The organism is Parasedimentitalea denitrificans, from assembly GCF_011813015.1.
Taxonomy (GTDB): Bacteria; Pseudomonadota; Alphaproteobacteria; order Rhodobacterales; family Rhodobacteraceae; genus Parasedimentitalea; species Parasedimentitalea denitrificans.
Genome location: NZ_QHLQ01000016.1, coordinates 36,384 through 49,818, shown reverse-complemented (window position 1 = coordinate 49,818; position 13,435 = coordinate 36,384). Strand labels below are relative to the sequence as shown.

14 protein-coding genes and 1 tRNA gene are annotated in these 13,435 nt (G+C 53.8%); 14 read left to right on the top strand and 1 reads right to left on the bottom strand.

The genetic code is table 11. From position 1 onward, the window contains the following. Window positions 1-61: 61 nt before the first annotated feature. The 10 genes from hisD (at window position 62) to DL239_RS15185 (ending at window position 9,051) form a co-directional block, all read left to right on the top strand. The gene (gene hisD, locus DL239_RS15230; protein WP_167684958.1) at window positions 62-1,363 is read left to right on the top strand and encodes a histidinol dehydrogenase; all 1,302 of its coding nucleotides are present in this window, start codon (window positions 62-64) and stop codon (window positions 1,361-1,363) included. Between the two features lie 355 nt (window positions 1,364-1,718). Further along, window positions 1,719-2,198, top strand: coding sequence for a UPF0262 family protein (locus tag DL239_RS15225; protein ID WP_167684957.1), 480 nt, complete (start codon window positions 1,719-1,721; stop codon window positions 2,196-2,198). 4 nt (window positions 2,199-2,202) lie between these two features. After that, complete coding sequence (locus tag DL239_RS15220) at window positions 2,203-2,658, top strand: arsenate-mycothiol transferase ArsC (RefSeq protein WP_167684956.1); 456 nt, start codon at window positions 2,203-2,205, stop codon at window positions 2,656-2,658. A gap of 252 nt (window positions 2,659-2,910) precedes the next feature. Next, window positions 2,911-3,129 carry a translation initiation factor IF-1 gene (infA, locus tag DL239_RS15215; RefSeq protein WP_005978431.1) on the top strand — a complete coding sequence of 73 codons (219 nt, stop codon included), beginning with the start codon at window positions 2,911-2,913 and terminating at the stop codon, window positions 3,127-3,129. Window positions 3,130-3,316: 187 nt separating this feature from the next. Further along, window positions 3,317-3,898 (top strand): Maf family protein, encoded by a 582-nt coding sequence (locus DL239_RS15210; RefSeq protein ID WP_167684955.1) that lies wholly within the window; start codon window positions 3,317-3,319, stop codon window positions 3,896-3,898. Then, window positions 3,895-4,929 carry a ribonuclease E/G gene (locus tag DL239_RS15205; RefSeq protein WP_167684954.1) on the top strand — a complete coding sequence of 345 codons (1,035 nt, stop codon included), beginning with the start codon at window positions 3,895-3,897 and terminating at the stop codon, window positions 4,927-4,929. Before DL239_RS15210 ends, DL239_RS15205 begins: the two co-directional genes overlap by 4 nt. Further along, on the top strand, window positions 4,926-5,108 hold the full coding sequence (locus tag DL239_RS15200) for a DNA gyrase inhibitor YacG (RefSeq protein ID WP_167684953.1): 183 nt from the start codon (window positions 4,926-4,928) through the stop codon (window positions 5,106-5,108). The genes DL239_RS15205 and DL239_RS15200 overlap by 4 nt, the downstream gene beginning before the upstream one ends. 81 nt (window positions 5,109-5,189) lie before the next feature. Then, window positions 5,190-5,264 (top strand) — tRNA-Phe (locus DL239_RS15195). A gap of 245 nt (window positions 5,265-5,509) precedes the next feature. Further along, window positions 5,510-8,704, top strand: coding sequence for an N-6 DNA methylase (locus DL239_RS15190; RefSeq protein WP_167684952.1), 3,195 nt, complete (start codon window positions 5,510-5,512; stop codon window positions 8,702-8,704). Between the two features lie 53 nt (window positions 8,705-8,757). Further along, window positions 8,758-9,051, top strand: coding sequence for a hypothetical protein (locus DL239_RS15185; RefSeq protein WP_167684951.1), 294 nt, complete (start codon window positions 8,758-8,760; stop codon window positions 9,049-9,051). 52 nt (window positions 9,052-9,103) lie between these two features. On the opposite strand, the gene DL239_RS15180 is transcribed toward DL239_RS15185, so the two are convergent. Beyond that, complete coding sequence (locus tag DL239_RS15180) at window positions 9,104-9,361, bottom strand: mobilization protein (protein WP_167684950.1); 258 nt, start codon at window positions 9,359-9,361, stop codon at window positions 9,104-9,106. 97 nt (window positions 9,362-9,458) lie between these two features. Here DL239_RS15180 and DL239_RS15175 point away from each other — a divergent pair, with 97 nt between their 5' ends. The 4 genes from DL239_RS15175 (at window position 9,459) to DL239_RS15160 (ending at window position 13,128) form a co-directional block, all read left to right on the top strand. Then, window positions 9,459-9,788: a hypothetical protein gene (locus DL239_RS15175; protein WP_167684949.1), complete on the top strand. Its 330-nt coding sequence runs from the start codon at window positions 9,459-9,461 to the stop codon at window positions 9,786-9,788. Window positions 9,789-9,881: 93 nt separating this feature from the next. Beyond that, entirely contained in the window at window positions 9,882-11,099 is a 1,218-nt protein-coding gene (locus DL239_RS15170; RefSeq protein ID WP_167684948.1) for a MobA/MobL family protein, read from the top strand. A gap of 79 nt (window positions 11,100-11,178) precedes the next feature. Further along, window positions 11,179-11,634 carry a hypothetical protein gene (locus DL239_RS15165; protein ID WP_167684947.1) on the top strand — a complete coding sequence of 152 codons (456 nt, stop codon included), beginning with the start codon at window positions 11,179-11,181 and terminating at the stop codon, window positions 11,632-11,634. 192 nt (window positions 11,635-11,826) lie between these two features. Beyond that, window positions 11,827-13,128: a hypothetical protein gene (locus DL239_RS15160; RefSeq protein WP_167684946.1), complete on the top strand. Its 1,302-nt coding sequence runs from the start codon at window positions 11,827-11,829 to the stop codon at window positions 13,126-13,128. The last annotated feature ends 307 nt before the right edge of the window (window positions 13,129-13,435 follow it).

The window sequence follows — 13,435 nt, the reverse complement described above, 5'->3', positions numbered from 1 at the left end:
CGGGGCTATTTGCTTGAGCCTGTGCGCATGCGCGGCTATCTAGCGCCAAAAGGAGAACCCGATGCCGCAGTTTCTGGATACGACCGCTGATGATTTCGAGGAAGCCTTTGCAGCTCTGCTAGGAGCCAAGCGCGAGGACAGCCCAGACGTGGACGCTGTGGTTGCCGACATCATCGCGGATGTGCGCAACAGGGGTGATGCGGCAGTGCTTGAGCTGACCGCCAAGTTTGACAATCTGGAACTGACATCGGATCGGCTTGCTTTTTCAAGTGACGAAATTGACGATGCGATTGCCGAGGTGAGCGAGACAGACCGCGTCGCACTGGAATTAGCCGCCGAGCGAATCCGATCCTACCATGACCGCCAGATGCCCAAAGATGAGAGTTGGACAGACACGACAGGGGCAACTCTTGGTTGGCGTTGGTCTGCGGTTTCTGCGGCGGGCCTATATGTGCCTGGCGGTCTGGCTACTTATCCATCGTCAGTGTTGATGAATGCTATTCCTGCCAAGGTCGCGGGTGTTCAGAGATTGGCGATTACTGTGCCGACACCACATGGGAAAATCAATCCACTGGTGTTGCTGGCTGCCCGCATCGCCGGAGTGGACGAAATTTACCGCATTGGCGGTGCTCAGGCCATTGCGGCGCTGGCCTATGGTACCGAGTCTATTGTTCCTGTTGATAAAATTACAGGTCCCGGCAATGCTTTTGTTGCCGCAGCTAAGCGGCGGGTCTTTGGCAAGGTTGGAATCGATATGATTGCGGGCCCATCAGAAATTCTGGTGATTGCCGACAAAGACAACAACCCGGATTGGATTGCTTTGGACTTGCTTAGCCAAGCTGAGCACGATGAAAGTGCGCAATCCATTTTAATTACGGATGACGCTGAATTCGGTCGTGAAGTGGCAAGTGCCGTGGAAAAGCGGCTAGAGACTTTGGAGCGACGTGCCATCGCGGTACCAAGCTGGCGCGACTACGGAGCGGTGATTGCCGTCACTGACATGGATCAAGCAGCGGAGCTGTCTAATCGCATTGCGCCAGAACATCTGGAGTTGTGCGTTGCTGACCCAGAGGCGTTGAGCCTTAAGACAGTTCATGCAGGAGCCATTTTTCTGGGGCAGTATACGCCTGAGGCCATCGGCGACTATGTCGGCGGCCCCAATCATGTGCTCCCAACCGCCCGTTCAGCCCGGTTTTCTTCTGGGTTGTCGGTTATGGATTTTCTAAAGCGGACTACGCTTAGCCAAATGACCCCATCCGCGCTGCGCGCCATTGGGCCAGCAGCCGAAACTCTGGCAATTAGCGAAAGCTTGCAAGCGCATGGATTGTCTGTTCGTGCTCGGCTCGACGCGCTGAACGACTAGGGTAGGAGCAGGCAAGGGCGCTGCCCCTCTTGGCCTGCGGCCAATTCACCCCGGGATATTTCAAGCCAGATGAAGCCGGGGATCCGCTTCCCGGGGCTGGCCGGGAAGCTTCATTTGGCGCGGTCATCGGCGTCCCCGCCTGTACCGCGCAAACAGGCTCGGGCCCTATGGTTAAGGATTCCTTACTCCATCTGGCTAAAAATATCCCCGCCGGAGGCATGATTACTTTTTTGATGGTAGATTGCCGAAAATCGGAGCGGTATATTGAATGGCAGCGATCAAAGCGATGCATTGCCCCAGCCTACGGGTTGCGATACCCCTAAGAAAACGCATACGTGCAGTGAGACCAAAGACAATGAATCGCATTTGCCAAATCGAATTGGACGACCGCAACCTGCCGCCGCCGACGCCAGAGATCGAGCAGGAGCGCAAGGTTGCGATCTTTGATCTGATTGAAGAGAATTCATTTCGGTTGCCGCCACGTGAAAATCGCGTTGTTCCGCAGGGGCCATATCATTTGGGGTTGGCCATCCGTGACAGGCGTTTGGTGTTTGATGTGGAAACCGAAGGCGGTGGGAAGGCGGCTGAGTTCCACCTTTCGCTGTCGCCGTTCCGGCAGGTGGTCAAAGATTACTATCAGATATGCGAGAGCTATTTCACAGCAGTCAAAACCCTGCCGCCGAGTCAGATTGAAACGATCGACATGGCACGCCGCGGTATCCACAATGAGGGCAGCCGTGTCCTGCAAGAGCGGTTGGAGGGCAAAGCGGAGATCGACACGGATACAGCTCGACGCTTATTTACCCTGATCTGCGTGCTGCATTTCGGAGGCTGATGGGTTGAAGGAGCTGCCTCAATCGGTTTTGTTTTGTTGTGACCACAATTCGGTGCGTTCACCGATGGCCGAAGGAATCATGAAAAAATTCTACGGCACCGGCACCTATGTTCAGTCGGCTGGGGTTAAGACAGACATGGAGATTGATGGGTTTTCCATTGCAGTGTGCCAGGAAATAGGGGTCGAACTGTCACGCCATCGCTCGCGGTCGTTTGATGAAATGGAGCGCTGGGGGGATGATCTATCGTCATTTGATCTGGTTGTCGCTTTGTCACCAACAAGTCGACATCAGGCGTTGGAGTTAACCCGGTTCTTTCATATCGATGTGGAGTACTGGCCAATCATGGATCCAACTGGGCAGGGTGAAAGCCGGGCTGCCAAGTTGGACAGTTACCGCCAAACCCGTGATCAAATAATCCGGCACCTGACGGAGCGCTGGGGAGATCCGACCCAGACGTAACCGTCATCTTCGTGCTTTTCCAGTGACGCTTACCTGATGTCTCATCAGTCCGACCGGGAGACGTTTTCACAGGTATAGGGATGCATCGAAACTATGCACAACCTGCTTCTGAGATCCTTGGAGCAAATTGATCGGGGGAAATCGGTCACAATTAGCCATCTGAAGTGATTGCACCCTTGAAAACCTGCTAAAAAGCCCTCATTTAAGCGCACGTCCCGCATCTGAGCGGGGGTAACCAAAAATGGAGATAACATGGCCAAGGAAGATACGCTCGAATTTCCCGGTGTCGTGAAGGAACTCTTGCCCAATGCGACGTTTCGGGTCGAGCTGGAAAACGGCCATGAGATCATCGCACATACGGCAGGCAAGATGCGCAAGAACCGCATCCGTGTTCTGGCTGGCGACAAGGTTCAGGTGGAAATGACACCTTACGACCTGACCAAAGGACGGATCAACTATCGCTTCAAGTAAGCATGATCCTGATCGATGACCAAAGCCCGGCCAATTCGCCGGGCTTTTGTTGTTCGGCCTTGCTGCGCAAGACCGAAGCCTCCGGTGGAGGTACTTTCGACACTAAGAAAACGGCTGCCTAGTTTGGTAGTTTATTATTAGGTTGGTTCCCTTGGGACCGGCCCATAATGAGAGAAGAGGGCCGGTAATGGCATTCATTCTGGGATCAGGTAGTCCGCGGCGGCTGGAGCTATTGGCGCAATTGGGGGTTTCTCCGGATGATGTGCGGGCACCAGATATTGACGAGACGCCACATAAATCTGAACTGCCACGGGCTTATTGCAATCGCATTGCACGTGAGAAGGTGATGGCGGTCCGGGCCGAAAGTGAGGATCTGGTACTTTGTGCGGATACGACTGTGGCGCTAGGGCGCCGTATTTTGGGTAAGCCAGAAAATGCCGGTGAAGCTGCGGAGTTTTTGCTGGCCCTTTCGGGACGCCGTCATCGGGTTATTACAGCGATTGCGTTGCGACGTGGTGACAAGGTGTGGGAAAAGGACGTTGTGTCTCAGGTCCGGATGAAGCGTCTGTCAGACTTGGAATTGAATACTTACCTTGCCAGCAATGACTGGCAGGGCAAAGCGGGCGGCTATGGCATACAGGGGCCTGCAGGCGCACTTATACCCTGGATCAGTGGCTCGTTCACCGGCATTGTTGGGCTTCCACTGGCCGAAACCTCAAACATGTTACTGGCAGCGGGTTACCCACTGCATAAGGAGGCCGCCGAATGAAGGGCCGTACTATCATCCTCGACCACCTGAAAGGCCGCGAAGCTGCGGCGCTAATGGTGAATGGTAAGTTGGACGATATTCTGATCGAAAGTGATCAGCCAACACCTGGTACGATTTATCGCGCCCGTGCCGATCGTCCGGTTAAAGGGCAGGGGGGCATGTTTCTGAGCACTCCGGACGGACCTGCCTTTTTACGACAGGTCAAAGGGCTGGCCCCGGGGCAGATGCTGTTGGTGCAGGTCACTGGATATGCCGAGGATGGCAAGGCTATTCCAGTCACTCAGAAAATTCTGTTCAAGAGCCGCTATGCAATTGTTACGCCTGATGCGCCTGGCCTGAACATTTCTCGCTCGATTCGTGATGAGGCTGAACGGGACCGCCTGTTGGAAATCGCCCACGAGATTATGGGAGATAGCCCTCATGGGCTGATTCTCAGATCAGCCTGCCTTGGGGTCGATTCTGATGATATCGCCGAGGATATCGCGGCTATGGCTGATATGGCTGCTGCCGTTATGTCGGATGACGGGCTTGAACCTCAGGCATTGACGGAGGGCGATACACCGCATTTGCTGGCGTGGCGGGATTGGTCAGAAACCGCAGACGTTGAGCGGGAGGCTGGGAGCTTTGAGCATCATGGCGTTCTAGATGCGCTTGAGGCAGCGAGAGGCATTCACGTGTCGCTGTCCGGTGGTGCTTTTTTGTATATAGAGCCGACGCGTGCACTGGTTGCTGTGGACGTCAACACTGGGTCTGACGTTTCGTTGGCCGCGGGGGTTAAGGCGAATATGGCCTGTGCCAAGGCCTTGCCGCGTGCATTGCGTGTGCGGGGCTTGGGCGGTCAAATTGTTTTAGACCTTGCCCCAATGCCAAAGAAGGACCGCCGCGCCTTTGAAACGTCTCTTCGAGCGTCGTTCCGTGCCGACGTTGAGGAAACGATTCTAGTGGGCTGGACGCCACTTGGTCATTATGAGCTGCAGCGCAAACGCGGACGTGTGGCCCTAGCGGGTATTTTGGATGAGGTGCTGGCATGAGCTGTCCAATTTGCGATGGTGAGACGAATGTCGATTACCGCCCGTTTTGCAGCAAGCGCTGTGCCGATATCGACCTTGGGAAGTGGTTGAATGGTGCATATGCAGTGCCTAGTCAGGACCCTGAAGATCTTGAAAATGCACTGGAACAAGTCGAAAGAAATCCGCAAACTAAACATTAGTAATTTTCTTCGAAAAAGGCTCTGGACACTGTGGCGAACACGGCATAGAACGCCCACACCCAAGGCGACAAGCCTTCCCGTGCCCGGGTAGCTCAGGGGTAGAGCAGTGGATTGAAAATCCTCGTGTCGGTGGTTCGATTCCGCCCCTGGGCACCATTACTTCATGTTGTATAGATATTTTTTTTATTGCCTTTCAACGGCTTGCTTGAATTTTGGAATTCGATGGCGGCAGGGATGCCGGGGCTTGCTCCACATTTTGCTACACAAAATGCTTCACAAGCGCAGGTGAACTCTGAGGGGAAGCGCGAGCTCCCCAAGCATCTTCCAATCCTTGCCAAGCGTCTTGGCCCAGCTAACACTTAGCTATAAGGTGCCGGAAAAGATTGAACTGTGGGGCAGTAATGACGGTAGATATTGCGTATCGAGCTATTCAAGATCGACGAGTAAGACCTTGGGTCAATGAAGAAGAAGTTCGGGTTGCATGGATTGGCGCCCTGGAAGCTGCCACCGGAGTGATCTTTGACGCCGAGCGGGCAAGAAGAGACTCCAGTTACAATAACGTTGTCATCGAGTTTAAAGCGCCTGGCTTCTTCCGCGGCCGAAAGGATTCGAGAAGCTTCATCGAGGCAATGGAGAGGCGCCTCCTCCCGTATATTCAGCGCATTGCAAATAGTGAACACGCAGAAACAGAAGATTACATCGGAATTGCCATCGACGGCGATCATATTTGCTTTGCCCAAGTATTTGGCGGCCAAATTCAAACTCAGCACCTGATCCCTTTTTCACCCTTTGCGGTCGAACTGGTCATTCAGGCTGTCACCGCCCAAACTCGCAAACAGATTTCCAGTGACAATTTGATGAGGGACTTTGGTCACGGGGGGCGCAATGCCCGGGATCTAATGCAAGGCTTCGCCGATGCTCTCGCGGTGAGCATTGCGGAAGCTGGCAACAATAAAATTAAGATGCTGTTTGAAGAGTGGAGGACCTTGTACGGCCAAGTAGCGGATATGTCTGTCCTTCAGGCAGAAGAGATCGAGCGTGAACTATCATTCAATTGGAATGGCCCGGCTGTCTATTCTATCTCAGGTCGCCTTTTTGTGATTCACACCTATAACTCACTCATCATCAAGCTGCTCGCCGCAGAAATTGTGTCTGGGCACGCTCTTACCGCAGCGCAACAGCCTGCCCAGGAAATGGCGGCTGTAGCGAATGATGCGCAACTCTTGCAGCGCCTGAAGACCGATATCGAAGGCTCAGGTTTATTCACCCAGGCTGGTATTCTCGGGTTCGTCGAAGAAGTTATTTTTTCCTGGCACCTGGATGTCGCTGGAGATCCAAACTTTACGGCGAAGATCCTGCCGCCATTGCGTCGGATACTAACCGCGTTGTCACTCTATCGCTCTGACCGAATGACTCATTCAAGAGACGTCCTCCGTGACCTTTATCAGGGCCTTGTCCCCGGGCGGCTCCGCCAGAGCCTTGGTGAATACTACACCCCCGACTGGCTGGTAGATCACACAATTACCCGGGCAAAGAATGCGCCATGGCTCGACAAGCGCATTCTGGACCCAACTTGTGGGTCGGGCTCTTTCCTTGTTGCAGCAATCCGCGTTCTCAAAGCTGAGGCCGCTGCTGAAGGCTGGAGTGCAATCGACAAGCTCAATCGAATTACTGACGCGGTTTGGGGCTTTGATCTTAATCCCCTCGCAGTTCAGACCGCGCGAGTGAACTATTTGATGGAGATTGCGGATCTCCTACGAAATTCACCAGGGCACCGCATTGAGATTCCGGTTCTTCTTGCCGACGCTATTTATGCGCCCAACGTCGAGCCCCGCCCTGGCGAAGATATTGTGGAATATCGCATCGGTTCAAAAGTCGCGCAACTTAAAATCACGCTTCCCGTAGATCTTGTCAGAGACCGTCATCGGATGGATCAATTCTTTGATCAGATGGGTCGGGATGTTGATGCTATGCGAGACTTCGACGCTTGCTCCACTCGCCTTGTCGCAGGCGGTCTGGCAACCGCCGAAGAAATGGTGAATTGGTGCGCACCCTTGAAAGCGACATATGATCAGGTTCTGGCACTTCACCAGATGCAATGGGACGGGATTTGGTTCAAGATTATCCGCAACTTCTTTTGGTCTGCGAGTGCGGGGCGATTCGATTATGTCATTGGCAACCCGCCTTGGGTGCGCTGGTCGAAGCTGCCAGAAGCTTATCGAGAACGTGTGAAGCCGACTTGCGAGCACTACGGCATTTTCTCACGCACGAAGCGTCATGGCGGTAACGAGCTCGATATCTCAGCAATGATTACTTACACCGCCGCGGACAAGTGGCTTTCCGACGAGGGACGCCTCACATTTGTTATCACTGGCACCGTCTTCAAAAACCCGTCTTCTGCAGGCTTTCGAACTTTTCAAATCGAACCGGAAAACGAGGTCTCCAAACACCTCGTGCCACGCTTGGTTGACGATATGAAAAACCTGAAACCATTTGAGGACGCGACCAATCACACAACGGTCGTTGTCTTTGATAAGGCCAGCCAAGCGGGTGATTATCCAATTCCTTACGAAGAATGGTCAGCAGCCGAGGGTAGCACGCGTGCAATCCCAGCCGAGACACCATTGGCAGAAGTAATGAACCGCGTTGAAATTGAAGTAAAAGAAGCCGCTCCAGTTGGAGCTGTTGGGACGCCGTGGGCAGTCCTCGCTCCTGGGCGCTATGCGGCCCTCCAAGCATTGTCTGGCGAGTGTGACTGGGTAGCTGGACGCAAGGGTATTACAGCGGACCTAAATGGCGTATATTTCGTGCGTCCGCTTAACAACAACGGCAACCTCATCGAGGTGCAAAGTCGACCAGAGGCAGGCCGTAAAGACATCGGATCAGCTCGGACTGCCTGGGTGGAGAACGACCTTCTCTATCCTCTTCTCAAAGGGGCTGGCGATTTCGAAGCCTACTATCTAAAGTTTGCGGCGCCTGGTGCGAACCCGTTTCTCACATTCGTTCCGAACACTGCCATCAATGGTGAAGACTACGATGCAGCAGACCTTGCAATGAATGACCCGGCGCTGGATCGCACGCGTGCTTGGTTTGCGCACTATCAACCGCTCTTGGAGAAACGCTCGACGTATCGCCGCCAGATGCAAGGCGCTCCGTATTTTGCAATCTACAATGTTGGTCCCTATACGTTCCAACCTTGGAAGGTCGTATGGCCGGAGATGTCATCCAGGTTTTATGCGGCGGTGGCGGGCTCCGCACTAATCCCAGGCGGTGGATTGCGCCCGTTCATTCCTGACCACAAGATCTACTTCGCGGCTTTTGATGACTCAGAGCCCGCGTATTTTCTGTGTGCACTGTTAAACGCACCGATGGTCAGGGAATGGACTGAATCACACAATGTGTCGATTCAGGTAGGGAATGTGTTCAAGCATATGAATTTGCCAGAATACAACCCAACGGATGCACAGCACGAGCAGGTTGTACGGCTCTCTGAGCAAGCACATCAAACGCACGACGCGGCCACGCGAGCGGCAATCATTGGACGGATTGTCCCTCTGACAGAGGCAATATTAGCTGCGTGGGCTACTCGTCCTTGATCACATTTTTCTTCGTCGCTGCCAGTCAATCAAGGTAGCGACGGAGAGTTTCAATGTGTCAAGAAAATATTTGGCGGGACTGGGTGTTTCTCGGGTCTGTAGTTGAAGAGGATGTCGTTTCAGATTCCTTGGAAATTATGTCCAATTACTTAAGAGTGGCATCCTCAGAAGTTCTCATTCCTCTAATGACACGCTGCCGAGAATTTCCTGAAATTGCTCATCTTCTGTGGATCTATAGGCGCCTTGGTGCCGAAGCTGCGGAAGTTGAGCTTTTCTTCAAAACCTCTCCGCGTGCCGTGCGTGTGGCATTTGATGAAGTTAGGCGAGCGGCAGGTGAGGGAGACTGATGGGGGTAGAGATTTCACAAACTGACTTCCAAATTTGATCCCTAAAGTTCTATCATTTGCAAAAATCGTTGTTTCCCAAATGTGGCAAGCCTAAGAACTTTCGATCTGTCTCCCGCTTGATATATGAACTTAATCGCATAAGAAATTTCTGGTTCTGCTCTTGATTGAGCTCTTCTAATAAGGCCAAGACGGCCGCACCGAAAAGGATTTTTCTCCGTGCCTCATCTTTACGTCGCTGCTTCCGGGCTTGGGCTTGGAGGGTGCCGAGTTGTGCCTTGGCTTGGTCGATTTTCTGGTCGAGTTTTAACATGATAGTTTTTCCCAGCTGTCCTGAACGAACTGGAAATGAGGCCTATCCGACCGCCTCGCCACGGGCGCTTTGAAAATAATTCCAAGGAGCGTCTGAAGTGAAAATAACCAAATTCCAAGAAGCCCTGGAGGCGAGAATGCCTGGCCTCAAAGAGCACCATGAAAAAAATCGTCCCAAGAGGGAGCTTTCCCTTCTTCTTAGAGCAAGCCGAAAGGCGCTGGGCATGGCTTGCCAGGAAATTATGCAGATCGGCGGGCTTTCTGAACAGGAAATTGAGCTCTTGGAGGCGCCGAGCGGTGACATGCCCACGGAAGAACAGATCGCAAAATATGCGCGGCACGCGAAAGAAAATCCACACCTGATTGATCTGCAAACAAGCACGAGTGGGAGGGATCTTACGTTGCGCGAGTCATTCGCACGCCAATAGCGTTGCGCGCAGTTACGCAAACTGAAGTTTGCCTGCGCACCTGGCCGGTGAGGCTGAGGAGCGGATGTCGGGTTCGGGACCAACATCCTCTTCATGATACATCCAGCAAGCCGACTTGAAGTCGTCATTCATTCCAGGGCAGATAACAGGAGTGCCATCAAATCTGCTTCCTACACCGCCCGCTCATCTTACCGTGATGAGCGGCTGGGGCAGAGATTTCACGCCTGCAAAATTGGCGGCCTCCTTTCACATGAGATCATCAATTGGTCAGGTAAAGCCGAGGCCCTTTGGAACGCGGCGGAACGGGCTGAGACCCGGCGCAATTCTCGGGTCATCAGGGAACTGCGTCCTTCCCTGCCAGCCGAGCTACCGCTGGCCGAGCAGGTCAGGCTTGTTCGTGGGTTTTCGCTGTGGCTTAGGGACGAGTATGGTGTTGCCGTCCAAGCAGATATCCACGCACCGAGATTTCTGGACCGGTGTGAGGAACGGCTTCACAACGTCGGCAAGCTGGGTATGGATCAGCCGGAATACATGGCTGCTCTTTTCGATCCGACGCGGACCAATCGGAATTTCCATGCCCACATTTTGATGACGACCCGCGCGGTTAGCCCGGAGACCGGCGTATTCGGCGCCAAAACCAGGGTGCTGGATGACAAGAAGACCGGTCCCGAAGAGATTCTTCGAATTCGCCAGAAATGGGAGAAAAGGACCAATACAGCGCTGAAACGGATCGGCTCGCCAGTTCGGATCGACCTGCGCTCATATGAAGAAATGGCCAAGGCTGGAGATGCCCCTGAAGGTCTCATCCCTCAGGATCATCTTGGGCCTCGACGAGCCGAAAGGTCACGTCGTCTTGAGGAGGAGGGAGGTGATACCAGCAAGGCAGGGCAGCTCAGGACTGAAATTCGTGGGCACAATAACGAGCTCTGGCACACTTGGCTGCAATTGCGGGCTTTGCAGCGCGAAAAGTACCGGCTGGACAAATCTGCCCGGATTACGGCTGAACGGGAAACCGAAAGAAGGGAAAAAGCCGACGCTGAAAAACGTCGGCTTAAGGATGCGAGAACCGCTGCGGAAGCAGAGGCCGCTGTCGAATCCTCTTCTCAGTTCGACAGCGTCAGATCGCCGTCGGTTTGGGAGCTGGCGATTTCTTCGGTACAGGATTCTTTGACCGAGACGCCTTGCGAGGAGCCGGGCGAGTTTTCTTCAGAGGTCGATTTGGAAACTTACGACCCTCCGCCAGGACGGTCGCAGCCGGAGCCGATTTTGAAGCCGCAGATTGTTCGGGTTCGGGGGCCTCGGTCTCGGTAACTTCTTCTTCCGTCTCATACTGATCCAGACATTCTGTCAAATAGCTGAGCTCCTCTTCCAGTGCCTGCACCTTCTTTGCGTGTTCGGTTTCAAGCATGGCGAAATCGCGCTCCTTCAGAGCAAACTGCCTGACGTTCTGATCTGTCATCCGGGCTATCAGCCCCTGGACCATGCCCTGCATGGATTTTTCGAGCGCGCTGATCCCTCTATCAATCTGCTCTTGAACATCGTCCGGCAACGGAAACTCTTCGGGCTGTTCCACATCTTTTGTTGCGAGGTGGCTTTCCCAGACCTTGCGGATCCTGGAAAAGTTGCCTTTGCCGTCAAATGCTTTGTGAATGTCCGTGGCCGTGATCTCTCGGCCGAACCTTGCCGCGAGGATGTCACCGATCTCGATGATTTTCTCTTCGGAATTAATGGGGGTGCGAGGCATGTCATACTCCTGTGTTTGCCAGTTGCAGGAGTGACTTGGGTTCGTTCCGGAAACCGAAAAACAAATTACCAAACCTTTTCTTTCGTCGTGGAAAAGTTATAAATATCAGTAAGTTGGTTGAAGAGTTTGTAAGTAAGTCAGTTGCGAAAGTTGGTTTGTAAGTAAGTTGGATAAGTATGTCTGAAAGTCATAGAGAGACGCCTGACCAGATTTTCGCCCGGCTCGATTTCGAGCCTGAAAACCAATTCAAGTCGATTTTTTCCGTGATCTTCACGCGGGACATAATTCCTGGGGATGAAGCATACAGATCCCTGCGAATTCGCCCCGCTCGACCAGATTTCCAACCTTTCCGCCGAGGAATATTACAGCTTGCTGCATCCTGAGGACTCCCAAGGGAGAGCGGCAGTTTTATGCAAGTTCGGGCACAATGAAGTGGAAAACCATTCTCTCGAACATGCCGGCATGATCATGCAGATGCCTCTGTTCCTTGATCATTCGAGTTTTCTCACCCTCAATCGCTTCTGGAAGGGGCGAAGGGGAAAATCGTTGGCTGCGCTCAACGCCTTGTACGTCGACCTCGACTATTTCAACTCGCAGCACTGGCGCGGGAAATCCCCGGATGAAGTGCAGGCCGCATATACGGCTCATTTGCTGGTTTCCGGGATGCCGCCCCCCTCCGTTTTCATGCATACCGGGCGAGGCGTTGCGGCGATCTGGCTGATCGACGAAACCCCGGTTTCGGCGCTTCCGCGCTGGCAGGGGGCGATGCGGGCCCTGATTGAGCTCTCGGAATTTTTCGGAGCGGACAAGAAATGCAAGGATTCCTCCCGGATCTTCCGCATTCCGGACACGATCAACGAAAAGTCTGGCAAAGTGGTCCGTGTCTCCGGCGGCACCGGAGAACGGCACGGCTTCGATGTCTTCTCGGATCAGATCTATCGAGCCAGCGGCAGACCGACGCGGTCCGAACTGGCAGAGAGCAGGAAGCAGAAGAAAGCGTGGAAACGTCCCGGTATGACCATGCCCCGGGGGCTGACCCAGGCGCAACGTTTCCAGCTGATCCGTCATGATCTGGAAATTTTTCGGAAGGCTCATGGCGGCACGATCCCGACTGGCTTGCGAAACACATGGCTGCATTTCCATGCTACCTGCCTTACGCACATGCATGATGTCAGCGACATCGAAAGGGAGGTGCAGAAGGTCGCCGCAATGGCAACGCCGGGCCTGAAACCGGTCGAAATCAACGCTATCGCCAGGCAAGCTGCGGAAAAAGCCAGGCTCGTCAGAACGACCGCCGTCTGGAGCGACGGCCGATACCATTACAAGGGTGCGACGATTGCAGAGAGCCTGGGAGTCACGTCGGAAATGGCGCGCATTCACGGCCTGCAGCAGGTCATCCCTGATCAAGAAAGAAAACGCCGTAAGGCCGAAGCGGAACAACGGCGCAGATCCGACAATGGAGCAATGTCGCGGGAGGAATATCTGTTGAAGAACAACGCCTCACGCGAAAAGCCTTGGAAAAAGCTCGGGATCGGGAGAACCAAGTATTATGAACTGAAGGGCGCAGGACAGCTTCCTGTTCTGACTGAGGTTTGATGACGGACAGGCCCGTGCCCGCTTCAGGGGCGTAGCCAGCAGCCCTGGGCGCACCAGGGAGGAACAGAGCCCCCACCCACCTCCCCAACTGCGTCAACACGCGAAAGCCCGGCAGAGGCAACTGACCGGACAGCTCAGCGGAAGCAACAGGGAACGCCGAGCTGTCCGTTGAAAAAGCAGGAAGAGAAAGATTGATTTCAAGGATTGCGCATTTTCGATCACCCCAATGAAATTGAAGGCGCCATCGAAAAGCGTCCTCCTTGAGTCTGACGAAGGAATAATTCGCCCTTCGGAAAGATAACTTGAG